A 25,157-nucleotide genomic window follows, 5' to 3' on the forward strand; every position below is an offset into this window, starting at 1 on the left:
TTGGAGGATAATATAAGAATTAAACAATAGTCAATAAATTAGAATAATCATTTTTATAACCCATTTGATCCAATAGTACTGAAATCTCTCCTCTATGATGAGTATTATGATTAAGTTCATGCATTATCAAATGGTATCTTGATTTTTTTACTTCTAAATCAGGAAGCATAACTTTTCCTGTTATATTGAAATCGTCTATAGAATTAATTATAGCTATTATAACATCATCAAGTTTAGTTCTTATATCTATTAATGTTTGAAAATCTTTTTCTATGTCTTTATTAAATGTAAAATCATCATTTAAATAAGTTAATAGCTCTTCATTTAAAATAGTTTTTTTATTTGAATATTTTCTATACATATTAAAGAAATACATATCGCATTGTATAATATGCACAAATATTCCATATATTGATTTGAAATAAGCTCCTGTATCTTTTTTCATATCTTCTTCTTTAACGTTTTTCAAAATTTCAATGAGATTTAGATTGGCATTTTTATTATATAAAGCCATCATATTCATAATTTTTTTTGCTGTTTTATCTATAGGCTTTTTATCTGTAGCTGCTTTTTTACTTATTTCTATTTTTTTATTAACTCTATTTGAAGCTGTTTCTTTTTTAGCATTTATGAGATTATTTTTCATTTCTTTAACTTTGTCTGTAATATTCTTCTTTTCTTCCTGAAGTTTTTTTAATTGTTTTGTTTTTAATTCTTTAACATTTTTTTTCAAATCTTTTGTTATACTAGATTTTATTTTTTCTATATCCTTAATCTTCTTATCCAGTTTTTTAGATTCCATTTCTATTTTTTTGGTTAATTCTTTTACTTTAGATTCTATCATAATAATAACCCTTAATTTTAATTTTTATGTATTATAATATTTTTATTTTTATAATTCAATATAAATAACAAAATATTTTTATTTAAATATATAATTTCTGTAACAAAAAACTAAACTTTCCAAATTAAAACTAAATGGAATACTTCTTAATAATCTAATAACTTCTTTTAATGTTGCTCCTGAAGCATAAACATCATCTATTAAAAGCACATTTTTATTTTCTAATTTTTCCAATTCTAATATTTCAAAAGCATTTTTAATATTTTCACTTCTATCTTTCAAACTTTCTAGAAACTTCTGCTCTTTTATTTCTCTTTTTATTCTTATACAATCTAACTTTTTTATATTTAATTCGCTATCAAAATAATCAGCAAAAAAATTCATAACACCATTATTTTTATTTGAAGGTATATAAATAAAAATATCAAATTTATTATAATATAAATATTCTTTTATTTTATTTATAATTTTAATAGGAAAATCAATTTTTTTATTTTTAAAATCCCTAAGTTCATCACCAAGTTCTTTATCTAAATCTCCAAGTGCAGTTACTTTTATATTATCAATAAAAAAAATCTTATAAGGCATTATTCTTTAATATTAAGTACATAATACTGGCAAGTAAAAAATTTACTATTATTCCCTTATATCCATTAATAATGCCGTTAAACCAATCATTAATATTTATATCAAATATAAAAACTAAAATAACAGATGATAATCTTGCCAAAATAAAAGCTAATAATACAATCAAAATAAATGATATATTTTTCTTTCTTAATAAACATACAGCTGAAGAAAATATAATGCCTTCAAATATTAAAAAATATAAAACAGGAGGCATAGGCATTTTAGTAAACAAATAATTTAAAACAGGAGATATTACAGATAGAAGTATTAGAAGCAAAGGATTTAATATATATGATCCCAATGATAATGTAAAAAATATGGGTAAAAATTCTGTCCCTTTAAATCCTAAATGATGAGTTATAATAGGACAAGCTAAACTAAATGCTGAAAGAATAAAGAAAATTAATATATTAATATTTGATTTTCTTAATGATAAAGTATTCATATCAATTATCCTGATTATTATCTATACATTATACTTAAAATATAAATATTTGTCAAATTAAATTTATATTTGTTAATAAAATGTTAATAATAAATAAAAAACTATTAACATTATAAACAAATTTTAATTTTATAAAAATTATAAATTCTATTATTAAATTCTTTATTTAAAAAAAATATATAGTTATTAATTATAAAGAAAGTTATAAACATCATATACAATAAAAATTTATATTCTCTTCTTATATGCAAAATATATAAACATATAAACATCTTAATAATAATAAAAAATATATATTTAAAAATTTAATATATAATATTATTATAATACTATAAATAAATAATACTTCATATTTTGAATTCAAATAAAGATAAAATATATAAATTCATTTAATTTATAAATGTTGATAACTTGTTTATAATGTTAATAAATTTTAATTAATAATTACTGTATAAATTCATAATAAAAATTCTTATTATAAATTTAAATATAAAATTCATTATATAAATTCAAAATTTGAATTTATATAATTATGTAATTAGCTTTTTTAATTATTATATGTTATAATTATAAAAATATATTATGTTTATTTATTTAATACTATGAAGCAGAATTTTTATATTAATGATAAATTAAAAGATTTAATATCCAATCTTATATATGAAATACAAAACTATAATTGTATAATATCTAAATATACTAATTTAGAAAGATGTACTGAAGAATATAAAAATATAGTTTCAAGACAGTCTTTTTTTATAGAAAGAACTATGGAAGCATTTAATGATTTTAATGATATAAACTCTAAATCATTTATACTCAATATGAATTTTGAAGATGTTAATAATATAATTGATATTGTAACAGATGATTTTTCTGATATATTTAAATCTAAAAGAGTCAAATACTCAATATACAATAATATGAATAATAATAGTACTGTTTTTATGGACAGAAGTAAATTAATGAGCAGTTTATATAATATATTTACTTTTATTTATAATATAGTAAAAGTTAACTCTAGTATTAATATATTATGTGATTTTTTATATTATGATAACGAAGATTTTTTGATGATGAATAATGGCAATAATAATAATGAATATGATTATTCAAGAAAATATATTGATATATCTGTAATATTTGAATGCGATAAAATACCTAAGGAAGTAAAAAGAAAGTTTTTTAAGACACCTTTAATATCCTATGAAAATATTACTTTTAATAATTTATATTTATACACTGCTTATAATATTATAAAGATGCATTCAGGAAATATGTGGTTTGAATCTTTGGAAAATAAGGAAAGGATTAATATAATTTTTCCAGCTAAGAATAAATTATGAATTATATATTAGGCTATATACTTTTATTGGGATATCTATTTGGTTTTATAATAGGCTTTTCTGTTATACTTTATTCTATTATATATTATGTAATAGAGAGAGTGGCATGGCTTAAATATTATATAATATTTTTATTAAGTTTTGCTTTTCTTCTTCTAATAAGGGCTGTTAAGCTTTTAAGTTTTTTAACAGTGCCGTCTTTTATGTCAAGCAATATATTTAATATACTTTATTTCTTTACATTTAGTATAGCCATGTCTCTTATGCTATATTTTATCCCAGCATTTTTATATAGATTTTTGAATTTGAAATGGGGTATTAAAGAGAATATTACATATATACTTTTGTCTGTTATACATTTTGTTTTAAGTATATTAGGTATATTAATTAAATTTAATATATATATTTTTAGCAGTATAATATTTTATGCTTCTATTACCTATTTATTCGTTATAGGATTTATAAATTATAAGAATATAAAAGATAAAACAATGAAGCTTATAGTAAAGATATTAGGCATTATAACTATAATAATATATCCAGTTTTAATATATCAGCTTATATTATACAGAAGAGATGCTGCTGATATTGGATCTATGGATATAACTTTAGTTTTATTCTATATATGGTGGAATTTAGTTATGCTTGGATATTTATCTTGGTATTTTATAAATATAGTTAAGAATAAAAATATATTTACTAAAGATATTTCAAAAGAATATAAAGAAGATACTGAAAATGAAAAAAAGGAAAGAATAGAAGATAAAATAAATCTTACTAGGAGAGAAAAAGAAATACTTTCATATTTGCTTGACGGAAAAACAAATAAAGAAGTATCATTAATACTAGATATATCTTTGAATACAGTAAATAATCATGTTGCTAATATATATGAGAAGTCTGGTGTAAAAAATAGGGTAGAGTTAGTTAATAAATTTTCTAAATAGAATTAAATTCATTATTTACTTGTTTATGATAACTTTAAAATAAAAAATAGTAAGCTAATAATACTTACTATTTTTAAGAATACAAATCTATTACAAAGATTCAGAAGCTTTATAATATTAATCTAAAGGCATAGAATCTATAATAGAGTTGGCAAGAGAGTTTAGCACTTCTTCTCTCAAAGCTCCGTCTTTCATATATAATTCAAGTCTTTGTTTAGCTTCTGCTATTTTTTCTTCTCTAACATCCGGGGCTTCTTTAATGATATTAATGAGTTTTTCATTTTGCAAAGCTAACCTTGATTCATTAGAAATTTCTATTCTATCAGAACCAGTTTTAGAAACTTTATCATTATATTTAACATTTGATTTTTGCTGTATATTTGATGTGCCGCCTATTTTATCAATTGTCATAATCTGACTCCTTACATAAATTATTTTCGGCATTAGCTTCGCATACTTTAGATTTTCTATTATCAATAATGATGCAAAATTCACCTTTAGTAAGTATACTACCATCTGTAAAAAAATCAAGGATATTTTTAGCTTCTGAACGTATAATTTGCTCAAATTGTTTAGTAAGTTCTCTTCCGATAACAATATCCGTTTTTTCTCCAAATATGTTAACAATATCCTCTATACATTCTTTTACTCTATATACTGATTCATATATTACTATTATAGTTTTTTGATTATTATATAATTCTTTTAACTGATTTTTTCTTTTACCAGATTTATTTGAAAGAAACCCAGCAAATAAAGTATTGCCAGATAGTCCTGAAACTGAAAGCAGGGAAGTAAAAGCGGATATTCCTCCTACAGGTACAATTTTTATATTTTTTTCTATAGCTATTTTTATTATACTTACACCCGGATCACTTATGCATGGAGTCCCTGCATCGCTTATAATAGCAGCAGATTTTCCATTTGCTATGTTTTCAATATATTCATTTATTTTATATTCAGATGAGTGGCTATGATAAGAAAATAAAGTATTTTTTATATTATAGAAGTTTAATAATTTGATAGCTACTCTTGTATCTTCAGCTAATATAAAATCAACATTTTTAAGTATTTTTAAAGCTCTTATAGTTATATCTTCTATATTGCCTATTGGAGTAGCGACAACATATATAACTCCATTTTCAATTTCATTTTTATTATTGCTGCTGTTTATAATTTCATCTATGAATTCAGAATCATTTTTAATATTATGAATTTTTTCTTTATTATCCTTTTTTATAATAATACTCCTTAATTTATATTTTTAATTATATATTAAAGTTTTCATTAATACAATAAAAAATATTTGATATCAAGTAGTAGCGTGTATTAAAAGTTTTCACGTGAAACATTTTATATTATTTAGTTTTAACTGTTTTAATATGCTGAGGCTTGTAAAATATAATAATTAATATAAAATATTTATTATGAAAGAAAAAATATGTAAATTAAAAAATAGAATAATAAAAAGAAAAGATATAATATTCTCTGTTATAGTTTCTTTTATACTTCATATATTTTTATTTAGCTTTATAAATACTTCTATAATGCAGGATGTATTTGCTTATGAGAAATTAAAAAAAGCTGAAGAAGAACAAAATAATAAAAAAGATGATTATATGTTTTTGGTAGAAACTCCAGAAATTGAAGAGGAAGAAAGCAAAGAGGATACGCCTTTTGCATCTGATAAAACTTTGAGATCCAAAGGTCAAACTGATGTGAAACCTTCTAAAACTTTTTCTGATACATCTGTATTCTCTTTTTTGGGAGATGGAGCTAATAGTCATATAGTTGAAAGACGTCCTACAGAAAATATAAAACCAAATAATAATGATATGCCTAAAGAACAAAAAAAAGATTTAGGACGAGATATAAGCAGAGATAATATTGAAACTTATAAACCTAAAAACCCAGGACTTAAGGGTGATACCAAAATACCTGCCTCTTTTGAAGAAGGAGCAGACAGGGCAGTTGTATTTTCTAGTGAAACAGGAAGCATACAGTTAGGTACAAAAGCTCAGGAATATTTTTGGTATTTTTATGCACTTGTAGGTTCTATAAGAGATTCTTGGTATTTAACCATTCCAAATCAGGCACATTATCTTGGGCTTATAAGAACTGATGAGGTAGAAGTTTTGATTTCTATTGATGATGAGGGAAATATTAATTTTGAAAAGTTTTTAAAGACATCAGAAAAAGGGCAAACAAGTTTAGACAATTCATGTTCAAAGGCCATTGAATATGCTAAAAAATTGAAACCTCCTCCTCAAGGTTTATGGAATGATTATGCTGAAAATGGAAAGATTTATATACCTTTTAAATTTATATATCAGAATTTTTCAAGGGAATAATTATAAAAATATTTAGCTTAAAAAATAAAATAAACTTTTCTTTATAATATAGAAATTATTTTAATATATTATTTAAATTTGATTATACATTTTTAATATATTATCTATTTCTAAAGATATCTTTTCTTCATTACCCAGTTTTGAATTTCTTATTATATTTTGAAAGTCTTCATCCTGAGCAACTATAGCAATTGAAGTTAGAGTATCTATAAACTCATCATTAGCATTCAATGGAGATAATATAGAATATACTAAATCTATATTATCATCAGGATTATAAGAAATGGGATTTTTTAATGATATCAATATAACTTTCAAATTTTTAACTGACTCAATTCTTGCATGGGGCATAGCTATCATATCAGCTATGACAGTATTTCCCTCTTTCTCCCTGTCATATAGACCTTCTATAACATCTTTAATATCATCAGATATATTTAACTCTTTAGCTTTTCCAGACAAAAATTCAAATAGTTCTTCTTTTGTTGAACATTCATTTTCTAAAAATATATTACTTTTATCAATAAAACTCATAATAATAATTACATATATTTAAAAATTTTTAGTATAAATAATTTATTTTTTAGTAATATTATATACCTTGTTTAAATTTGTTCAATATTAATTTATCATATTTTAATAATAAGTATTATAAGTATTATTAGAATGTAATAACTATTAAAATTATAATAAATAAGTTTTAAATATTAAAATTGTTTAAAAATGTATATATTTAATAATAATATTATTGACACATCATTTATAAATGTTATAATTAAGAACAATAAAAAGATTTTTCGGGAGATAAAATATGTCAGGATTTACTATTCCTAGAGATTTATACTATGGCGATAACGCTATGGAAGAATTAAAAAATTTACAAGGTCATAAAAAAGCAATAATTGTTAAAGGCGGCTCTTCTATGAAAAGAGGAGGCTTCCTTGATAAATGTGAAAAGATATTAAAAGAGGCTGGTTTGGAAGTAGATATTTTTGAAAAAAGCTATATTTGCAGTATTAGAAGCAGATTATTATGGAAACGATGTTAACTTTTAATTAATATATTCTAATCATAGTTTTCCCCAAGTATTATTTATATAATGCTTGGGGTTTTTTATATTAAAATAAATATACTTGTTTCAAAGTACTTTACAAGATTATATAAAATTTTTGTAATTTGTTAATAGTGTCAAAAAGAATTTGGGTTGACGTTAACTATAATAAAAAAAATATTAAATCAAAAACTATAAGGCATTAACAACAAGTATAATATTTTTTAAATAAGCTGCATTTTAATAAATAGAATTATTTTTTGCGTTTAAATATTCCATTAATACCATATTTTTTTTTATGTATTGAACCTGCTTCTAATAATATCAAAGTATTTTCATCTACAATGTTAATATAAAGTTTATAATTGGTACCATCAGAACTATAATAAAAAATAATTCTATCAAATAATGAATATCTTTCACTATTATAGTTATTATATTTTGAGCAGGAAACATAAGGTCCTCCCCATTCAGGGTTTTCATATTCACTATATCCGCCTTCCTTAGTCTTAGTTTCCACATCATTTTCCATCATAATATGATAATCAATTTCATTATTTAATTCTGTTACAGAAGATCTAAAATTATAATCATCATTTTTTCTGATTGGATTGGATAGTGTAATACTAAATCTTTTATCTATTGACTCAAATGTACCATAAATATTTTCAGCAATATCGTCAATTTTCTTTATATTTTGTATATATTGTCTGTCTACAAGAGTAAATAATGTTTCCATATTATTTTTATACTCAATATAATTGCTATAAGCCTCTTCATGATTCTTTGAAATTACAGGAGGAATATAGTCTGGTTCAACAGATAAATTATAAGGGGTCATCATTAAAACGTTATTAGTGAATAAAAAAACACAATAGTTTGTAATTTTTTCGTAATCATCTTTTTCAGGATTATATATTTTAACAGTATAGTAAAAATAAAACTCATTATCGCTTATAATATCATCTAGCTGATAAAGTATTTTATTAAACAATATATCACCTGTTCTCTCATCTATAAGAAACTCATCATCAGGAGTACCAATATAAGATTTATTTTTAAAAAATTCAGCAAATTTTTCTATTCCTATATTTTTAGCATTTAAATTAGTATTAAAGAAAATAAAGAAAGCTAAAAAAATAATTGAAAATTTTTTCATAATTCATCCTTTTTATATTAATAAAATTATTTATAAACTATATAATAATTAAGCACCATATTTTTCTAGCACTTCAATAATATCTTCTCTGCCTTCAGAAGCAGCAGTCATTAAAGCATTTTTGCCATAATAATTTTTTGCATTATAATCTGCCCCTGCTTCCAAAAGAGCATCAATTACTTTAGCATCTACTTTATAATTATAGCTATAATTAAAACCTTCATGATTCTTTATAGCCCAAGTTAATATTGTTTCATTTTTAATTTCTTGTTTTAATAAACTTTTATCTTTTTTTAGTATCTCTCTTACTATATCAGCATTATTACTTATTACTGCCGCCATTAGCACCGTTTGATTTCTTGAATTTGTTCCTTCAAGTTTTACACCTTTATCTAAAAAAGCCTTAACAATATTATAATTTTTGGTTTGTATAGCATAAAAGAATATTGGTACTTGGATATATCTTGAATAGTTGTCTGTTTCTGATATATCTATACTTAGTGTCATATTAATATCAGCACCTCTTTTTATCAATTCAATTATAGCTTCACTATTATCAATTTCTTGATAAATATATTCAAATATAGCCCTTCTCAAAGAATTATTAAAATCTTTTGCCCCTGATTTTATAAGTTCCTGCATTATAATAACATTACCTCTTTCAGATGCATAAGGGAGATAATAATCAGCATCGGCTCCTTCTTTTATAAATTCTTTTACTCTGTTAATATCATTTTTGTATATGGCAAAAAATAAAAAATCATTAGGATTAGCTCCCTTACTTAATAAATATTCAATAATATCATTATTACCGTTTTCAATAGCAAAGAAGGCAATATCAATATTAACATTTTTACCTCTGTCATCATAAGAAGCATAATAATAGTCTATATCTGCACCAAATCTTACTAATTCTTTTATTAAATCTAGATTGCCGCTCTTTACAGCATACATTAATGCACTTACTTTTTCACTATCTTTAGTATTTACATCAGTGCCTGTTCTTATTAATTTTTTAGCAGACTCTAAATCACCATTTTTACAAGCCTCTATTAATTGTTTTTCATTATTGTTATATTGAGTGAAAGCCAATGAATTAAATAAAGCTGATGAAAGTATTATAATCATTAATATTTTTTTAATTTTCATAAATTCTCCTTTAAAAATCATATATACTTTATAATACATAAATATACATAAAAAGTCAACTATTAAATAATTTAAAACATAAAAAACGCATTTATAATTACTTTATTTTATAATTATATAATTGAGTTTTCATATAAAAATAAAAAATTAATAATAATAGAGTATTTAAACTATTAGTATAAAAAATATTTTGTGTAAATTTATAATAACAGTAATATGAAATTATTATTTCAAACCTATTCTTTGATTATAATTCCTTATATTTTTTATAATAGTATAGGAGTTTTATTATGTCTTTTAATTTTAAATTAGCAGTAAGAGATAAATATACTGAAGAGATTTTTGATATTATAAATACAGCACAAAATATAAAAACGGATGACATAAAAACCGACTACAAGGTTGTAGAAAGTAATATGAAAACTGGTATAGGAAGCATATCTTCAGGAAGAGCTTTTAATATAGGAATTCCCATTTACGAATATAAAAATGATTTAGGCACTTGGGTTAAAATAGAAGAGCAGTATTCAAAATATACAAGCATGATTTTATCAAGCAATATAAAAAGTTATTTTATAAGAACTGAATTTAATGGAGAAATTTATGAGGCAGAATATATTATAAAATCAGTAGGCGGCTACAATATAAAATATATAAATAATTTAGGCGTTATAGATATTTCTCTTGAAGCATTAGATAAAACTTTTCTAAGACAGAGAGAAGAGGAATACAAATTATCAATAACTGAGGATTCTAAACAGGATATAAATTATAAATCATTGAGTTTAGTTCCTGTACCAATTAATTTTAGTTTAGAGTTTTTAGTTGTAGGCGGAGTATTAGAGTTTCTATTTGCAAACAGACAAAATTTTGGTATACAATGCACTGCTGAATTAAGGAATGGCGTTTATATTATTGATTTTAACGGAGAAGCTTTAACTATAAATGGGGTATCATATAATTATAAAGGTATACAGCCTGAATTAAATGTGGGAAATAATATTTTTTATTTGGAGAGCAATCAAACTTGTCTTAATGCTTCTATAAGATACAGAAGAGGTATTCTAATATGATAATGCCTTATCATTTTCTTAGGGACAAAATATATAAACTTCCGCCTGCTCCGTATATAAGTTTTGAAGAAAGAGGAGATTATATAAAAATAAATGATAATATTTATATAAAAAATTATTCTTCTTATGAGTTTAAAATTAATAAGAGAGGAGGAGATACAGGATATTTAAGTTTTAATATTCCAGTAAATTATTTTAATATTAATGATAAAGTAGAATATTATCTTAAAGGGGAAAAAAGATTTTCAGGATATGTAGAGAGTATAGATAATGCAGGACTTAATTTAACAATTATACCTATTTGGGGAAGATTAATTCATCAATATATACAAGGTGATTTAATACTGGAATCCACAATGGGAGCTTTGGATATAGTATTATCTCTTAAAGAAAAAATAGAAGAGATGGGAATAATATTTGATGAAAAAAATATAGAGTTTAATAATGATAAAAAAATAACAATGTCTTTTAGCGGAAGAAACATATCGGATATATTAGACGAGGTTGAAGAAAATCTGTCTGGTACTTGGTGCTGGGGCGTAGATTTTGACAGTAATTTTTATTTTAAAGAGTTTTCAGATATACCAAATAAAAAATTGAATTGGCATGCTAATCATTTTGCAGAAAGCGAATATGAAGAAGATTCTGCAGATTTGGTAAGCCGATATATTATAAAGATGAAAGATACAGTTACAGATGACGAAGGAAATGAAGAAGAAGTATATAGAACTCTTCCAAAGATAGTAGGAGCAGATGAATTATATCCTGCAATACCATTAGAGAGAGAAATAGGAATAAAAACAGAAATCTTTGAACTTGGATATAAATTAGAAACTTATGATTTGGCTTATGAGTTTGCTTATCAATTTTTAACTAATCAGGTAAAAAAAGAAACTGTAAAAATAAAAAGTCTTAATACTCAAAAGAATGATATTTATATAAATGAATGTATAGAATGCATATTAAAACCTAGCAGCAATTTTTATCAAATAATAGATTTTAATGAGTTTACAGTTTCAGAAAGTTTGTTAAATGAACTTTACTCTTCGGATATTATTGATATAGATAATGAAATAGAATATAGAAAATATCCAAGTTATAAACAGCAGTATTCAGTGGCACTTACAGATATAGATAGATATTATAAAGAGGTATGCAATCAGTCATATAATATAACAAAGATAGTAATATTCTTTTCTGACGGAGAAGGAAGCAGTGAAATATCATCCATATTTCAAATAGAAGACAGAGAACATGTTCAAAGAAAATACTGTACTAATGGTTTTGGTATATTTGATGTTCAGGGATATGATAAAAGAGATATTATAATAACCTCAGACAGAGGAAATATTTTATATGAAAAGTTTATATGTTTTTTTGATATAGGTTCGAGAATAGTCAATATGAATGTACGCACTATAGATTATAAATTTGAGAATAATGCTTTAAATATAGATTTAGAGCTTGCTAAGATGAATGTCAAACTTACCAATTATTTATATAAACAGGAAGAGAGAAGAAAAACTTTAGAGCAATTATTAGGAGATTAAAATATATGAGTAATATTATAGTATCAAGCGATAAAGGTACAATACTAAATTATTTTGGGCTTTCAAATACATATAATCCTTTTACAGATGAAAATGCTTTGCAAATAGTTCAGGATTTAGATTTTGAAATACCAGCATCAGAACCTTTTATTAATGCAGGATATGTTGCTGTGAGTACTGGACTTTTAACTACTTCATTATCTTTTTTAAATGACTGCATATTTGCTGTAATTGATACTGACAGCGATAAAAAAATAATGGATTTGCAAAACGTTATAGGAGAACTTGGAAATGATAAATATATGCCTAAAGAAAATCAGGTATTTTGGTTTAATAAAGACGGACTTAGAGGAACATATTTTCTGCATTCTTCTTATGCTGGTAAAAAGTTTAGAATAGTAAGCGGACGCTATATAACAACTTCTATAACAAGCGGAGTATTAAATGAAATGTTTAAAAGAACTGTAGGAGTACCTTCATATATAGAACAGATAAATACTTCTATAGAGGATATATATAATAAAATAGGGGATGGCAGCGATTTAGGCGAATCTAATATATCAAACAGAAACGAAGCTGTAAAAATGCCTTATACATATAATAATAAGCAGGTATACAGACGTTTTTTTTCAGGCTCTTATAGAAGAACAGGAGGAATAAGCTCAAAGAATATTATAAATATAAGCACTCCAAATCAAAATAACATATTTATAACGGATATATTTTTATCAATAGAAGATATGTCATTAGATTTCTATCTATATAAGTTTACTCCTAAAAATGGAAGTATAACAATAGAGGTTGCTTTAAGAGAAGCTAATTCTCCTACTATAACTTACAGCTTTTTTACAGAATATACCATTTCTTAGTATATTTAACTCCATCTATCATTATGTTATTGGCATCTATATATACTAAATTAAATAATTGCCAGCTTTCATTTGCATTAAATAATCTACGATAATATTTTTCCCCGTCTTTTTTCCATTTATATCAGGATTTGGGGAAGGACTCACAATTGGGTTATATGTGCCGCTTGATGACTCAGCACATGATATTAATATAAAAGACAATATGATTAAAACAATTTTTTTCATCAGCATACACCATTTTTATAATTATAATACATTTACAAAAAAATAAAACCTCTTATAGTTTGCTTTTTTGATTTCTATAATTAAAAAAAACTCATAAAAGAAGCAAAAATATATAAATATTTTTAAAAGGAAAGATAATAATATGTTAAATGAGAATAATATACAAGCACCTTTTCAATATAAAATAAGTGAAAATAGTTTCGAATTATTAACTAGAAACGGAGAGATATATCTTAATACTAATAATGTTCAGGTAAAAGTTTTTGAAGGACAGAGAGTTTTTTGTGCTGATATTGGATATGCTGTTGATGGGGCATTGGAAGAAATGGAGTTTTTAATTGATGATATAAAGGTATATCCTGTTTTGCTTGAAGAGTTAAAAGATTTACAAAGTATGGAAGTTAAAGAAAATGAAATATATTTAATTAAAAATGATATTAATTTTAAGAGTATAATTTTCTTTCCGCCTATTGATTTAAATAAAAATTTTAAATATACAATTACAACCTATAGTTCTACTTTTTCTTCATTTATGTTTGATGAGATTGCCAAAAAGTTAAATATAATTGATATGAATATACCTATAAAAAACTATTATGAAGATACTGATTATAAAATTAATGACGTAATAAAATATAACGGATATCTTTACAGAGTTTTTAGGGAGTTTACAAGCGATGGTACAGATTATTATTTGCATTCAAATTGTAATTTAATAACTCCTTTCAAAAAATTAGAATTAGGCATTCAATATAAAATAAATGATTTAGCAGAATATAATAATAATTTTTTTACAGTGCAAAAAGGTTTTACTTATGAAGCATCTTCTAATTTAAATGAATTGTTAAAGCCTATTGAGGACTTTATAGAATGGAATGATGAAATAAAAAAGGTTTATAAAAATCAGATTATATTAAAAGATAATTTCTGTTATTTAGTTCTGCAGACATCAGAAAATTATTTATTTGATGAATTAATACAATTTAAAAGAATAGACTATCTGAATAAAGCTTCAAATACTTTTTATGATGATGAGAATTCAAATTTAGGAAATGAAACAAATACAGTACAAAAAGCAATAGAAAAATTAAATAATACAAAACAAAATAATTTAATATCAGGAAGCAATATAAATATAGATGGTAATACTATAAATGTAAACGGCGGAGTTTCTAAAGACTATTCTATAGGAAGCGGGTATTTAACTAATGACTTAATTATATATGATAACAGACTTTATATAGTAAATGAAAACTTTATATCTTCGGATTGGCAGACAGATAAAAATAAATTAACTTTATTAACTTCAAGCGGATCATTATCAACAGCTTCTCAAGTAGCTTATGATAATAATAAAACTAATTTGGAATATGCATCAGGATACAGCTTTCCAAAGTTTAAATATACAATTCCTGATACTATTAATTTAGTATTAACAGAAGCAAGCAGTACAACAGATTATACAGCTGCAATTACAAAACAGTCAGATGGAAGCTATGTATTGAATGCTAATATTACTAATTTTAATAGCCTTTATACTCAAAAATCAATAGCAATACAAATAAAAAGTATAGAAAATAAAACAGCAAGTTTAGAAATATTAAGTATAATGAATATATTTTGGAATACAAACAATACGGAATGGATTGCTAACAATGGAGATGTAAGTATAGAAGGAATAGAAGCCTCTCTTCAATTTAGTTTTTCAGGAGTTGGGATATTAATTTCAAAAACAGATTTAAGTGATTTTACTGAAGAGCCTTATAATATTACATTAAGTATAAAAAACAGACAGCTTCATAATTTAGACGCTTATTTTCTAGGAATAGGAAGCGATGCAAACTATCTATCATATTTAAATCTTAAAAATAATAATTACTCAGTAAAATTAGCAGGAACTATAAATGGAACTGGTTCTAGTTCTTCTGCAACTACATCATCATATAGTTTTTTAAGTACTTTTTTATCTAATTATTTTAATTTGGCTTCATCTGGAAGCTATACAAATACAACAGAAATTACATCAAGTACTGGCAAGGCTGTGAAATATTATTTTATGCAAAACGCTTCTGATACTAATGCTGTAGATTTAGTTATAGCATATCAGGACGGCAGTACAATAAGTAATGATGATATATTTACTTTAAATCTAACTCCTGATTTGAATGCGACAGTAGATCCTATTTATTCTTCAGTTGAAAATGTACAGTAATTAGGTGAAGCATTAAGTGAAAAGATAGACAGTAATTTTAATAATTTAAATATTATAGCAGATGAAGAGGAACATTTCAGCGGAAAATATTATGAGAACGCAGATGGGGGGAGAAAGCCTATCTATTACCGAGCTTTTAATGGTTCATTTGCTAATGGATATACATGGAACTCTAATAACACATGGAATGTAGATACACCTGTTGATATTTTAGCTACTAATTGGATGGTAAATTATTCTAGTACAAAAGAAATATCTACAGAGATAACTAAGAATGATGGAACTTGGGATTACCCTTATATAGGATTAATATCATTTGAATATACAAAAACAACTGATAGTTATGAATATTAAAAATGGAGGTTATAAATGAAAAAAGAATACGTATTAATAGATGAAAATAATATCATAATAGATATGATAAAAATAGATGATAAAGAGAAAATAAAAAAATTAAGTATTTATAAAGAAAACTATAGCATTGAAGATAAAAAAGATTACATGTTTAAAGGACTTAATTTAAATCGTGTAGTTAATGATGTTGTAATTTCAAATAAAGAAGCTATAGAAAAAGGCTTGATAATATTAAAAGAAAATGAAGTTTTAATTGATGATGTTATTCATGTATTAGATAAAACTCAAAAAGTTGTAAATAACTAAATAGTAGAAAAAACAGCAGAAGAAAAATTAAATTACGGACTTATCACTAAAGAAGAATATAACAATATACAGAATGAAAAAAGACAAATATTATACAAAAATGAAACTGATAATTTATTGCTTGACTTTATGAGCACGTATTTTGAAAATCATAGAAATGAGATGTCTGAAAGTGAATTAGAAATATGGAAAACTATAGAAACTAAAAAGCAGGCTATAAAAGAAGAGTATCCAAAGCAAAATTAAATAAGTATAGCGAAAACGAGCCAGCTAGATAATTTATTATCTAGCTTCTTAAAGGCGAGTTTGAGCATAGCAATAATTAAGAATATCCAAAACAAAGTTAAGGAGTTAGTATGTTAAATAAAAATCAATTAACAAAAATTGGAATATCTGAAAAATGGCTGGAGCCTTTGAACAATGCTTTTACAAAATATTTTATTACTGACGCCGAAGGCGGACAGGCGTCCATTAATGAAAAAGCAATGTTTTTAGCACAGACTACGCATGAAAGCAATGATTATAAAAGGCTTGAAGAGAGTTTTAATTATAGGCCTGAAAGACTTTTTCAAGTTTTCAAAAAAAGAGTTGGAACTTTAGATAAAGCCAAAAAATTATGTTCTGAAGGTGCTGAGGCAATAGCTAATTTTGTTTACGGCGGACGTTTGGGAAATAATCAAGATGAAGGCTATAAATACAGAGGAAGAGGAATTATTCAGCTTACAGGAAAAAATAATTATAAGTATTACGGAGAAAAATTAAATATTGATTTAGTGGAAAGTCCAGAGCTGGCAAAAGAGCCTAATACGGCAATAGAAATAGCCTTGCTTTTTTGGAATGAAAAAGAATGCGGTTTATTTGCTAAAATGGGAGATGTGAAAACTGTAACGAAGCTCATAAACGGCGGATATAACGGACTTGAAGACAGACAAAAAAGATTTGAGAGAATAGTAAAAATATTGGGGGAATAGTAATAATATGAGCGACTTTGCTATTATAGTTATTTGTATTTCTTCTATAATAATATCATATTTCGTTTTTAATATCATTAAGAGCGGAAGATATGCTAATATGAAAGCGAATGTCAAAGATGGTACTATAGAGTTTGGAAATAATACTAATAATGAAAAAGTTAATGAAAAAATTAAAGAAGAAAACTATATTCAAAAACAAAATAATATAGTACATAATGCTTTTGATAATGCTAAAGAATTACAAACACTTCAAAATAAAAATAATGATGAGATATTAAATTATTATAATAACGATAAGTTTATATATGATGATAAAATTACTTCTTTGACAGTTTATAAAGAATACAGCAATATTATCAGTCAAAGCACTTTAGAAGTTCAAAGTAAGATTATGGGTTATATAGCAAGAAATCATATAATTAATAAAGACAAAGTAGAGTTTGAAGCGTATGTAAAAGAAAAAAGAATAGAAATTATAGATATATATGATACAGCTTTATTTAATAGTAATATAGAGAGTATAAAAAAATTAAGATTAGAAAATATTTGTAATTTCTATTATATGATAATACTAGATAATATAAAAGATACTTATAAATCTATTTATAATAATCATAAAGTACAGTATATAAAGCGTAAAGAGTTTCTAAATAATTTAAAAAATATTAAGCAAGAAGATAGATTAAAAAGCTACGATGTTTTTATACATAATAATTTTACAGAAACAGCTATAAGAGACAGTGAAATAGTTTTAGATAATTTAAAACATTTACAGAAATTCTTACTAGGCATTTTTCATGATAATTTAAAATATAATGGAGTTAAAAAATGAATTGGATAGATAAGCATAATGCGAATAAAAAACTTTCTATATATACAAGCATAATAAGTTTTTTTCTAGGATGTATTTGGGTATTTGTTAATCTTATTTGGAGAGGCAGAACTGTTACAAAAGAAGAGGCTATTGCCGTTGTAATAATTCTTCTTGGGCTTAATGCTGTTAGCTTTGGTTCTGATTTGAGGGGCTTTTTGAAGATATTAAAAAATGATAATAATAAAAAAGAGGTAAAAGAAAATAATGACAATTAGAGAGTGTATATATAAAAATAGGTGATGTAAAATGTCAATAGCTATAACTTTTATAATAAACTTCATTAAAAATAAATTATTAGATTTTTTAAAGTCTAAATATTTCTATATATTTTTAGCTGTAAGTATTGTTATGGCAATTATAATTTTTACTATCTTTCAATTAAAAAGCAAAGATAAAAAAATTGATAATCTTAATAAAAAAATTGTTTCTTTAGAATCTAAAAATATTTTTTTAGAAAAAGATTTAACTTTTAAGAAAGCTCAAATATATATAAAACAAATATTTACAAACAGTGATGAAATAATAGAAAAACAATCAGAAGATAAATTATCATCCAATACAATAAAGGCATTAAAATCCATTATTTATGATTATAATAAGTCTATGGAGATAAGATGAAATATATTATATTAATAATTGTTTACAGTATTTTTATAATCTCATGCAAAACAACAGAATATGTAACCGTTCCTCTTACAGAGCCTCCAATTATTTACAAACCTAGCAATAATATTACAACACAAAAAGAATTATTAAAGGAATATCAAAGAAGTTTAATAAAAATATCAGAGTGGCAGAAATGGTATAATATACAAATTTTTTCAAATTATTATTGATTTTTACACAATATTATTTATAATATATCTGCAATAATAAAAATATTTGGAAATATACCAATGAAAAATTTAAATATTCCCTTTCTTAAATCATTAAATCTAAACAGTATAGCAGTAAAAATGCCGTTAATGGTTACATTTATGATAATTATATTATCAGCAGTTATCATAACAGCATCCATAACATTAGCAACAAGAGAAATAAATAATATAACAGCATCAGGTTTTGAAACTTCTGTAAACGGTTTCTCATCTTTAATAGACAGTATACTATCTTATCAGTCAATACTCATAGAATCTTATGCTAATATTCCTACAATAAGAGAATATATGTCAAGCCATAATGAGGAAGTTCAAAATAGAGCAATACAAACAATGACGGTATTATTTGATAACAACAATCATATTGTAGACTTATTTATGCTTAGCTTGGATGGAAAAATAATAGAATCTTACAATGGAAGCAAAGCGGAAGCAGGTGAAGATATAAAATCAATGTATCCAGAATTATGGCAGGCTTTTGTATCTAAAAATTATAAAACAACATTATCATACAATATATATCAGCATGATAATTATATTATACTTCCTGTTTTGCAAGGGGTAAAAGATTCTAATAATAATGTAGTAGGATCATTTATTGCTTATGTAAATTGGGGTAAAATCATAGATGAAAGTTTGAAAGATTCTAAAGATCAGTTTTCAGATGAAAAAACACTTTTTGTTATTAATAATGAAATGGATATAGTTTATCATAATGATAAAAATAGATTATTTTCCAAAGCTACAGAATCTCTTGTAATACCTAATAATGAACAGTCTGGTCTTCTCAGTTATGTAAGGGAAGGAGAGGCGATATCAGCTTTCTTCAAGAAATTATCTTCTATAGAATGGGTAATGGTTGAAAGAACAACAGACAGATTATTATATGCTCCAGGAAGAAAGATGAGATTTATAGGTATTATCATAGGAATTATAGGAGTTGCTGTATCTACAGTAATAACTATATGGTATATAAATGGTACTATCAAACCTATGCGTTTTATAGTTGAAGAGGCAAGAGAGATGTCTGAGGGTAATTTTGCCATAGATGCTGCTATAAAAGATAGAAATGATGAAATAGGAGAGCTTTCACATTCTTTTCAGGTAATGCGTGAAAAAATAGTAACAGTTATAACAGATGTGTTAGCCGCTTCTTCAGAGATAGCAAATGCTGCTAATGAAGTTTATCAGGGTACAGAAGATTTGGCACAAAGAACAGAATATCAGGCATCAAGTTTGGAAGAGACAGCTTCTTCTATGGAGGAGATGGCTTCTACTATAAAGTCATCAGCACAAAACTCAGTAGATGGTAATAAAGTTATGATTGATTCTAAAAATGCTGTTGAAGAGGGAGGTGTAGTTATATCAGATACTGCTAAAATGATAGAAGAGGTTTATGAGGCAAGTGCTAAAATAAGAGATATTACTAAAGTTATAGAAGGTATAGCTTTTCAAACTAATATATTAGCTTTGAATGCTTCGGTTGAGGCTGCACGTGCTGGTGATCAGGGAAGAGGTTTTGCTGTAGTAGCGAGTGAGGTAAGGAATTTAGCACAGAACTCTCAGGCTTCTGCTAAAAATATAACTTTGCTTATAGAAGATATATACGAAAAAATAAATAAATCTGCTGAAATGGCTAGACATTCTAAAGAGATATTTAATAATATAGAGATGAAAATAGAAGAAACTTCTAAAATTATGAATGATATTAGTCAAACTGCTGTTGAACAGGAGGCTGGTGTTGATCAGGTTAATACTGCTGTTACTAAAATGGATAGTATAACTCAGCAGAATGCTGCTTTAGTAGAAGAGTCCACTGCTGCTTCTAAATCTTTGCTTGATCAGGCTAAGCATTTGGAGAATTTAATGTCTTTCTTTAAAGTTAAATAATGAAACAAATTGGGGTTTCTATATTAAATTTATCTTTATAAGAGATAATTAGTGAATAACAAAAATGTACTGGAATATAAAATTATTACATCTGCATATTTTTTGTTTATGTTTAAATAAATATATTTTGCCCTTTAAAAATGTAAGAAAATTACTATAATATATAATGATTGATTAATATAATAGATATTTAGGAAGTAAATATGAGTAATAGATATATAAAATGGGAAGATAAGTATAACACTGGTTATAAAAGAATAGATGATCAGCATGTAGAATTAATAGAAATAGCTAATGATTTGTATGATTATTTAGAACATAAGGATTCAAAAGATGATGAGTTAAAAAATGCTTTTAAAAATGCATTAAAAAAGACTGTTGATTATATTGACTATCATCTGCATTACGAAGAAAAAATAATGCATGCTATAAAGTATGATAAACTTCTTGATCATTCAAGGTATCATAGGGAGTTTACTAATGAAATATATAACTATGTTAAACTTTATGAAAATGGTTCCTCAGATTCTATTAATAGTTTATTAAAATATTTAAAGGAATGGTTTTTAAATCATATATTAAAGACTGACAAAGAGTTTGTAAGAGAAATGAAAAATATTTTGAAAAATTTAGAAAACTCTTAAAGATATATTGTAGGAGTTAATTTTATGGGAACAGAAAATAAAGCTAGATGGATAAGATGGGAAAGTAAATATAAAACTGGCTACAAAAGAATTGATGAACAGCATAAAGAACTTGTAAATATTATTAATGATTTATACAGTATAGGTGTTGAAAGTAATATTGAAGATGAAAATGTAAAAAAGTCATTGAGCGACATTTTGAAGCGTGCTATTGATTACGCTACATATCATTTTTCTTATGAAGAGAAGATTATGAGTGCTATAGATTATTCTATATCAAAGGATCATATTACAAAACATAGAGGGTTTTCAGTTAAGGTTGTGGATGAAGTTAATATGTATGAGAACGGAAATAGTATTGTTATAGAGGATTTTATTAAGTTTTTGAGAGATTGGCTTATTAATCATATAATGGTTGATGACAAAAAATTTGTAGAAGAATTGAAAATCAAACTTTCTAAGATGTCTGAGAATGATATGCAGTAGATATTGATTTTTATAATTAAAAGCATTTTATTATTTAAATAAAATAAATTGGAGATATTATGAAAGCTGCACAGATTAAAAGTTATTCAAAAGAAATTAATTTAAATATTTGCAATATTCCAATTCCTTCCATTTCAGATGACGAAGTACTAGTTAAAGTAAAAGCAGCGGCAGTAAATCCTCTCGAATTACTTATATTAACAGGAAGTGTTAGGCTTATACAGGATTATAAAATGCCTCTTACTCTAGGCAATGAATTTTCTGTCATAGTTGAAGAAACTGGTAAAAATGTAACCGATTTCAAAATAGGCGATAAAGTCTATGCACGTCTTCCTATATATAAAATAGGGGCTTTTGCTGAATATGTTTCAATAGAAAGTAAGTTTTTATCCATTATGCCCAATAATTGTAGTTTTGAAACGGCAGCGGCAATACCTCTTACAGCACTTACAGCTTATCAGGCATTTACAGAGGAATTAGAGGCGAAGTCAGGTCAGACTGTTTTAATAACAGGAGGCTCTGGAAGTTTTGGAGAGCTTGCTGTTCCTATTGCAAAACATTTAGGGCTTAATATAATTGTATCTGGAAATGAAAGATCAAAAGATCATTTCATTAATTTAGGAGTAAGTAAGTATATTGATTACAGTAAAGAAAATTATTGGGAATTAGTTTCTGATGCTGATTATGTTATTGATACATTAGGGGCAAAAGAATTTGATAGAGAATTATCCGTACTTAAAAAAGGAGGACGTCTATTAAGTTTGAGAACAAGCCCAAATAAAAGATTTGCAGAAGATAATAAATTTTCTTTCCTGAAAAAATTGTTATTTTCTGCTGCTGGTTCTAAATATGATAAAAAAGCTATGAAAGAAGGAAAAGAATACCGTTTTATGTTTGTTAGAGCTGACGTAGAAGAGCTTCGTAAAATTACAAAAATTACAGAAGAGCAAAATATAAAGCCTAAAATATTTTCTACAGTATTCAATCTTGAAAATGCTAATGAGGCCGTAAAAACTATGGCAAAAGGACATATAGAAGGTAAGATAATTATATCTTTATAATAATTATTTATATTAGTTTAATTGTCATACTATTATATTTTGTGATTATTATATTGATGTATTGATTTTTTATTAAAATATAATACAATATAGCTTTATACTATAAATAATTATCTATGTGTATTTTATGCTTTATAGAAGAAAATTGATTTTAGCTTTATTAGAAGAATTTGAAAATAAGTTATTAAGAACAGATTTTGAAAAATATTTATTTCTTGTATCTCAAGAGCAAATAAAAATGAATAATAAATCCAGCTATTCATTTATCCCATATAAATATGGATGTTTTTCAATATTATCTTATTCTGATATAGATTTTTTAAAAAAAAATAATATCATTTCTGATGATGTATATTTTAGAAAAATGGACAATATATCATATTCCAAAGAATTAAAAAAAGATGATATTTATATAATAAAAGAAGTGTATAAAAAACATCATAATAAGGATACTAATTCACTATTAGCTTTTATATACAAAAATTATCCATTTTATTCAATAAATAGTGAAATAATTGATAAGTATTTATCTAATGATGAAATTTATGCAGTGAAAAATCCAATAGAAAGTAAAAAAAATCCAGTTTTATTTACTATTGGATATGAAGGTATAGCATTAGAAGAATATATTAATAAACTATTAAAAAATAATATAAAATTAGTTATTGATGTTAGAAAAAATGCAGTCAGTATGAAATATGGTTTTTCAAAATATATGATGAAGAAGTGGCTGAATAATGTCAATATAGAATATGAACATATACCTCAGCTAGGGATAGAGGCTGAAAAAAGAGAATATCTGCATACACAAAAAGATTATGATATACTTTTTGAAAATTATAAAAATACAACTCTCATAGATAATTTTAAATATGTAGAATATGTATTTTTAAAATTTTTAGAATATAAAAGAATAGCACTTACATGTTTTGAAGCATTGCCAATGCAATGTCATAGAAGTGTCATTAGAAATGAAATAACTAATTTAGAATATTGGAATATATTAGAATATGGAGTAAAAGATATTTGAGAAAAAAGATATTTATAACAGTAAAAACATACCCTACTATATCATACAAATATGGGGAATTAGTATGTACTGCTGGATTTACAGAAGATGGAAATTTATAAGAATATATCCTATACCATTTAGAAAATTGGAAAATGAATTTAAATACCAAAAATACCAATGGGTTGAAATGGATATAAAAAGGAATTTATCTGATTTTAGACCAGAAAATTATTATTTGAATGATATTGATACAATAAATATGTTAGATAAAATTTCTCCAAATAACAATTGGAAAGAAAGAAAAGATATTATTTTTAGAAATAAAAATCATTTATATAAAGATTTAAAATATTTAATAGAATGCTCTAGAAAAAAAGGAAATGAATGTGTATCATTAGCTATTTTTAAACCTTCTAAAATAATTGATCTTGTAGTAAAGGAAGAAAAAGAAAAAAATTGGGATAATAAAAAAATAGATGCTATATACAGTCAATATGATTTATTCAATGATAATTATTTTAAATTGGTAAAGAAACTACCATATAGATTTTCCTATATATTTCAGGATATTAATGGAATAGAGAGTAAACTTTTTATTGAAGATTGGGAAATAGGTGCTTTATTTTGGAATTGTTTAAAGAATAATAATGAGAAATATGCATGTGATTTAGTAAAAAATAAATATTTAGATATAGCAAAAAACAAAGATATATATCTGTTTTTAGGCACTACTAAAGAGCACCATTATACATCAAGAAACCCATTTATTATAATAGGGGTCTTCTATCCAAATAAGGAAGAACAATATTTTTTAGATATATAGT

At 24.5% G+C, this 25,157-nt stretch carries 29 protein-coding genes and 1 pseudogene; 22 read left to right on the forward strand and 8 right to left on the reverse strand.

What is annotated here, in order from left to right:
* Positions 1-19: 19 nt before the first annotated feature.
* The 3 genes from Q0J69_RS04920 to Q0J69_RS04930 form a co-directional block, all read right to left on the reverse strand.
* Positions 20-844: a DinB family protein gene (locus tag Q0J69_RS04920; protein ID WP_297204816.1), complete on the reverse strand. Its 825-nt coding sequence runs from the start codon at positions 842-844 to the stop codon at positions 20-22.
* Between the two features lie 78 nt (positions 845-922).
* Complete coding sequence (locus tag Q0J69_RS04925; RefSeq protein ID WP_297204817.1) at positions 923-1,432, reverse strand: phosphoribosyltransferase family protein; 510 nt, start codon at positions 1,430-1,432, stop codon at positions 923-925.
* A complete protein-coding gene (locus tag Q0J69_RS04930) occupies positions 1,422-1,919 on the reverse strand; it encodes a hypothetical protein (RefSeq protein WP_297204818.1) in 498 nt (165 codons plus the stop codon). The genes Q0J69_RS04925 and Q0J69_RS04930 overlap by 11 nt, the downstream gene beginning before the upstream one ends.
* 602 nt (positions 1,920-2,521) lie before the next feature.
* Between Q0J69_RS04930 and Q0J69_RS04935 the strand changes: the two genes are divergently transcribed.
* Together Q0J69_RS04935 and Q0J69_RS04940 are read left to right on the forward strand one after the other, a co-directional pair.
* Complete coding sequence (locus Q0J69_RS04935) at positions 2,522-3,265, forward strand: sensor histidine kinase (protein ID WP_297204819.1); 744 nt, start codon at positions 2,522-2,524, stop codon at positions 3,263-3,265.
* The gene (locus Q0J69_RS04940) at positions 3,262-4,212 is read left to right on the forward strand and encodes a helix-turn-helix transcriptional regulator (protein ID WP_297204821.1); all 951 of its coding nucleotides are present in this window, start codon (positions 3,262-3,264) and stop codon (positions 4,210-4,212) included. Before Q0J69_RS04935 ends, Q0J69_RS04940 begins: the two co-directional genes overlap by 4 nt.
* Before the next feature lie 117 nt (positions 4,213-4,329).
* Here the strand turns inward: Q0J69_RS04940 and Q0J69_RS04945 are convergent, their stop codons facing one another.
* Together Q0J69_RS04945 and rsmI are read right to left on the reverse strand one after the other, a co-directional pair.
* The gene (locus tag Q0J69_RS04945) at positions 4,330-4,623 is read right to left on the reverse strand and encodes a flagellar biosynthesis anti-sigma factor FlgM (RefSeq protein ID WP_297204823.1); all 294 of its coding nucleotides are present in this window, start codon (positions 4,621-4,623) and stop codon (positions 4,330-4,332) included.
* Complete coding sequence (rsmI, locus tag Q0J69_RS04950; RefSeq protein WP_366030263.1) at positions 4,613-5,314, reverse strand: 16S rRNA (cytidine(1402)-2'-O)-methyltransferase; 702 nt, start codon at positions 5,312-5,314, stop codon at positions 4,613-4,615. The genes Q0J69_RS04945 and rsmI overlap by 11 nt, the downstream gene beginning before the upstream one ends.
* On the opposite strand from rsmI, the gene Q0J69_RS04955 reads away from it, so the two are divergent.
* Both Q0J69_RS04955 and Q0J69_RS04960 read left to right on the forward strand, forming a co-directional pair.
* Complete coding sequence (locus Q0J69_RS04955; protein WP_297204825.1) at positions 5,232-5,426, forward strand: hypothetical protein; 195 nt, start codon at positions 5,232-5,234, stop codon at positions 5,424-5,426. The two genes, rsmI and Q0J69_RS04955, sit on opposite strands and share 83 nt — an antisense overlap.
* A 213-nt stretch (positions 5,427-5,639) precedes the next feature.
* Positions 5,640-6,563 carry an energy transducer TonB gene (locus Q0J69_RS04960; RefSeq protein WP_297204827.1) on the forward strand — a complete coding sequence of 308 codons (924 nt, stop codon included), beginning with the start codon at positions 5,640-5,642 and terminating at the stop codon, positions 6,561-6,563.
* A gap of 72 nt (positions 6,564-6,635) precedes the next feature.
* On the opposite strand, the gene Q0J69_RS04965 is transcribed toward Q0J69_RS04960, so the two are convergent.
* Entirely contained in the window at positions 6,636-7,097 is a 462-nt protein-coding gene (locus Q0J69_RS04965) for a PTS sugar transporter subunit IIA (RefSeq protein ID WP_297204829.1), read from the reverse strand.
* A gap of 277 nt (positions 7,098-7,374) precedes the next feature.
* Between Q0J69_RS04965 and Q0J69_RS04970 the strand changes: the two are divergent.
* Positions 7,375-7,557, forward strand: a pseudogene (locus Q0J69_RS04970) (iron-containing alcohol dehydrogenase); the annotation flags it as partial.
* A 310-nt stretch (positions 7,558-7,867) separates the two neighbouring features.
* Here the strand turns inward: Q0J69_RS04970 and Q0J69_RS04975 are convergent.
* Together Q0J69_RS04975 and Q0J69_RS04980 are read right to left on the reverse strand one after the other, a co-directional pair.
* A complete protein-coding gene (locus tag Q0J69_RS04975) occupies positions 7,868-8,773 on the reverse strand; it encodes a hypothetical protein (protein WP_297204832.1) in 906 nt (301 codons plus the stop codon).
* A gap of 48 nt (positions 8,774-8,821) precedes the next feature.
* A complete protein-coding gene (locus tag Q0J69_RS04980) occupies positions 8,822-9,922 on the reverse strand; it encodes an ankyrin repeat domain-containing protein (RefSeq protein WP_297204834.1) in 1,101 nt (366 codons plus the stop codon).
* 290 nt (positions 9,923-10,212) lie between these two features.
* On the opposite strand from Q0J69_RS04980, the gene Q0J69_RS04985 reads away from it, so the two are divergent.
* The 17 genes from Q0J69_RS04985 to Q0J69_RS05065 all read left to right on the forward strand — a co-directional run bounded on the left by Q0J69_RS04985 (position 10,213) and on the right by Q0J69_RS05065 (position 25,156).
* Positions 10,213-10,995 carry a hypothetical protein gene (locus tag Q0J69_RS04985; RefSeq protein ID WP_297204835.1) on the forward strand — a complete coding sequence of 261 codons (783 nt, stop codon included), beginning with the start codon at positions 10,213-10,215 and terminating at the stop codon, positions 10,993-10,995.
* Positions 10,992-12,545, forward strand: coding sequence for a hypothetical protein (locus Q0J69_RS04990; protein ID WP_297204836.1), 1,554 nt, complete (start codon positions 10,992-10,994; stop codon positions 12,543-12,545). The genes Q0J69_RS04985 and Q0J69_RS04990 overlap by 4 nt, the downstream gene beginning before the upstream one ends.
* Before the next feature lie 17 nt (positions 12,546-12,562).
* On the forward strand, positions 12,563-13,414 hold the full coding sequence (locus Q0J69_RS04995) for a hypothetical protein (RefSeq protein WP_297204905.1): 852 nt from the start codon (positions 12,563-12,565) through the stop codon (positions 13,412-13,414).
* Between the two features lie 370 nt (positions 13,415-13,784).
* Entirely contained in the window at positions 13,785-15,854 is a 2,070-nt protein-coding gene (locus Q0J69_RS05000) for a phage tail protein (RefSeq protein WP_297204837.1), read from the forward strand.
* A gap of 225 nt (positions 15,855-16,079) precedes the next feature.
* Positions 16,080-16,208: a hypothetical protein gene (locus Q0J69_RS05005; RefSeq protein ID WP_297204838.1), complete on the forward strand. Its 129-nt coding sequence runs from the start codon at positions 16,080-16,082 to the stop codon at positions 16,206-16,208.
* Positions 16,209-16,223: 15 nt separating this feature from the next.
* Positions 16,224-16,514, forward strand: coding sequence for a hypothetical protein (locus Q0J69_RS05010; protein ID WP_297204840.1), 291 nt, complete (start codon positions 16,224-16,226; stop codon positions 16,512-16,514).
* A gap of 356 nt (positions 16,515-16,870) precedes the next feature.
* Positions 16,871-17,485: a glycoside hydrolase family 19 protein gene (locus Q0J69_RS05015; RefSeq protein ID WP_297204841.1), complete on the forward strand. Its 615-nt coding sequence runs from the start codon at positions 16,871-16,873 to the stop codon at positions 17,483-17,485.
* Positions 17,486-17,492: 7 nt separating this feature from the next.
* A complete protein-coding gene (locus tag Q0J69_RS05020) occupies positions 17,493-18,320 on the forward strand; it encodes a hypothetical protein (RefSeq protein ID WP_297204842.1) in 828 nt (275 codons plus the stop codon).
* Positions 18,317-18,577: an endonuclease gene (locus Q0J69_RS05025; RefSeq protein ID WP_297204843.1), complete on the forward strand. Its 261-nt coding sequence runs from the start codon at positions 18,317-18,319 to the stop codon at positions 18,575-18,577. The genes Q0J69_RS05020 and Q0J69_RS05025 overlap by 4 nt, the downstream gene beginning before the upstream one ends.
* A gap of 31 nt (positions 18,578-18,608) precedes the next feature.
* A complete protein-coding gene (locus tag Q0J69_RS05030; RefSeq protein ID WP_297204844.1) occupies positions 18,609-18,980 on the forward strand; it encodes a hypothetical protein in 372 nt (123 codons plus the stop codon).
* Positions 18,977-19,198 carry a hypothetical protein gene (locus Q0J69_RS05035; RefSeq protein ID WP_297204845.1) on the forward strand — a complete coding sequence of 74 codons (222 nt, stop codon included), beginning with the start codon at positions 18,977-18,979 and terminating at the stop codon, positions 19,196-19,198. The genes Q0J69_RS05030 and Q0J69_RS05035 overlap by 4 nt, the downstream gene beginning before the upstream one ends.
* 60 nt (positions 19,199-19,258) lie before the next feature.
* Entirely contained in the window at positions 19,259-21,130 is a 1,872-nt protein-coding gene (locus Q0J69_RS05040; protein WP_297204846.1) for a methyl-accepting chemotaxis protein, read from the forward strand.
* 203 nt (positions 21,131-21,333) lie between these two features.
* The gene (locus Q0J69_RS05045) at positions 21,334-21,774 is read left to right on the forward strand and encodes a hemerythrin family protein (protein ID WP_297204847.1); all 441 of its coding nucleotides are present in this window, start codon (positions 21,334-21,336) and stop codon (positions 21,772-21,774) included.
* Positions 21,775-21,798: 24 nt separating this feature from the next.
* On the forward strand, positions 21,799-22,260 hold the full coding sequence (locus Q0J69_RS05050; protein ID WP_297204848.1) for a bacteriohemerythrin: 462 nt from the start codon (positions 21,799-21,801) through the stop codon (positions 22,258-22,260).
* Positions 22,261-22,319: 59 nt separating this feature from the next.
* Positions 22,320-23,321 carry an NADP-dependent oxidoreductase gene (locus tag Q0J69_RS05055; protein ID WP_297204849.1) on the forward strand — a complete coding sequence of 334 codons (1,002 nt, stop codon included), beginning with the start codon at positions 22,320-22,322 and terminating at the stop codon, positions 23,319-23,321.
* A 127-nt stretch (positions 23,322-23,448) separates the two neighbouring features.
* On the forward strand, positions 23,449-24,351 hold the full coding sequence (locus Q0J69_RS05060) for a DUF488 domain-containing protein (protein ID WP_297204851.1): 903 nt from the start codon (positions 23,449-23,451) through the stop codon (positions 24,349-24,351).
* A gap of 64 nt (positions 24,352-24,415) precedes the next feature.
* On the forward strand, positions 24,416-25,156 hold the full coding sequence (locus Q0J69_RS05065) for a hypothetical protein (protein WP_297204852.1): 741 nt from the start codon (positions 24,416-24,418) through the stop codon (positions 25,154-25,156).
* Position 25,157: the final 1 nt, after the last annotated feature.

This window comes from uncultured Brachyspira sp., assembly GCF_944388875.1.
Lineage (GTDB): Bacteria > Spirochaetota > Brachyspiria > Brachyspirales > Brachyspiraceae > Brachyspira.

Coding starts and splice junctions, on each gene's coding strand:
- Q0J69_RS04920 (WP_297204816.1), bottom strand. CDS start 844: ATGATAGAATCTAAAGTAAAAGAATTAACCAAAAAAATAGAAATGGAA.
- Q0J69_RS04925 (WP_297204817.1), bottom strand. CDS start 1,432: ATGCCTTATAAGATTTTTTTTATTGATAATATAAAAGTAACTGCACTT.
- Q0J69_RS04930 (WP_297204818.1), bottom strand. CDS start 1,919: ATGAATACTTTATCATTAAGAAAATCAAATATTAATATATTAATTTTC.
- Q0J69_RS04935 (WP_297204819.1), top strand. CDS start 2,522: ATGAAGCAGAATTTTTATATTAATGATAAATTAAAAGATTTAATATCC.
- Q0J69_RS04940 (WP_297204821.1), top strand. CDS start 3,262: ATGAATTATATATTAGGCTATATACTTTTATTGGGATATCTATTTGGT.
- Q0J69_RS04945 (WP_297204823.1), bottom strand. CDS start 4,623: ATGACAATTGATAAAATAGGCGGCACATCAAATATACAGCAAAAATCA.
- Q0J69_RS04960 (WP_297204827.1), top strand. CDS start 5,640: ATGAAAGAAAAAATATGTAAATTAAAAAATAGAATAATAAAAAGAAAA.
- Q0J69_RS04965 (WP_297204829.1), bottom strand. CDS start 7,097: ATGAGTTTTATTGATAAAAGTAATATATTTTTAGAAAATGAATGTTCA.
- Q0J69_RS04975 (WP_297204832.1), bottom strand. CDS start 8,773: ATGAAAAAATTTTCAATTATTTTTTTAGCTTTCTTTATTTTCTTTAAT.
- Q0J69_RS04980 (WP_297204834.1), bottom strand. CDS start 9,922: ATGAAAATTAAAAAAATATTAATGATTATAATACTTTCATCAGCTTTA.
- Q0J69_RS04985 (WP_297204835.1), top strand. CDS start 10,213: ATGTCTTTTAATTTTAAATTAGCAGTAAGAGATAAATATACTGAAGAG.
- Q0J69_RS04990 (WP_297204836.1), top strand. CDS start 10,992: ATGATAATGCCTTATCATTTTCTTAGGGACAAAATATATAAACTTCCG.
- Q0J69_RS05000 (WP_297204837.1), top strand. CDS start 13,785: ATGTTAAATGAGAATAATATACAAGCACCTTTTCAATATAAAATAAGT.
- Q0J69_RS05005 (WP_297204838.1), top strand. CDS start 16,080: ATGGTAAATTATTCTAGTACAAAAGAAATATCTACAGAGATAACTAAG.
- Q0J69_RS05010 (WP_297204840.1), top strand. CDS start 16,224: ATGAAAAAAGAATACGTATTAATAGATGAAAATAATATCATAATAGAT.
- Q0J69_RS05015 (WP_297204841.1), top strand. CDS start 16,871: ATGTTAAATAAAAATCAATTAACAAAAATTGGAATATCTGAAAAATGG.
- Q0J69_RS05020 (WP_297204842.1), top strand. CDS start 17,493: ATGAGCGACTTTGCTATTATAGTTATTTGTATTTCTTCTATAATAATA.
- Q0J69_RS05025 (WP_297204843.1), top strand. CDS start 18,317: ATGAATTGGATAGATAAGCATAATGCGAATAAAAAACTTTCTATATAT.
- Q0J69_RS05030 (WP_297204844.1), top strand. CDS start 18,609: ATGTCAATAGCTATAACTTTTATAATAAACTTCATTAAAAATAAATTA.
- Q0J69_RS05035 (WP_297204845.1), top strand. CDS start 18,977: ATGAAATATATTATATTAATAATTGTTTACAGTATTTTTATAATCTCA.
- Q0J69_RS05040 (WP_297204846.1), top strand. CDS start 19,259: ATGAAAAATTTAAATATTCCCTTTCTTAAATCATTAAATCTAAACAGT.
- Q0J69_RS05045 (WP_297204847.1), top strand. CDS start 21,334: ATGAGTAATAGATATATAAAATGGGAAGATAAGTATAACACTGGTTAT.
- Q0J69_RS05050 (WP_297204848.1), top strand. CDS start 21,799: ATGGGAACAGAAAATAAAGCTAGATGGATAAGATGGGAAAGTAAATAT.
- Q0J69_RS05055 (WP_297204849.1), top strand. CDS start 22,320: ATGAAAGCTGCACAGATTAAAAGTTATTCAAAAGAAATTAATTTAAAT.
- Q0J69_RS05060 (WP_297204851.1), top strand. CDS start 23,449: ATGCTTTATAGAAGAAAATTGATTTTAGCTTTATTAGAAGAATTTGAA.
- Q0J69_RS05065 (WP_297204852.1), top strand. CDS start 24,416: ATGTACTGCTGGATTTACAGAAGATGGAAATTTATAAGAATATATCCT.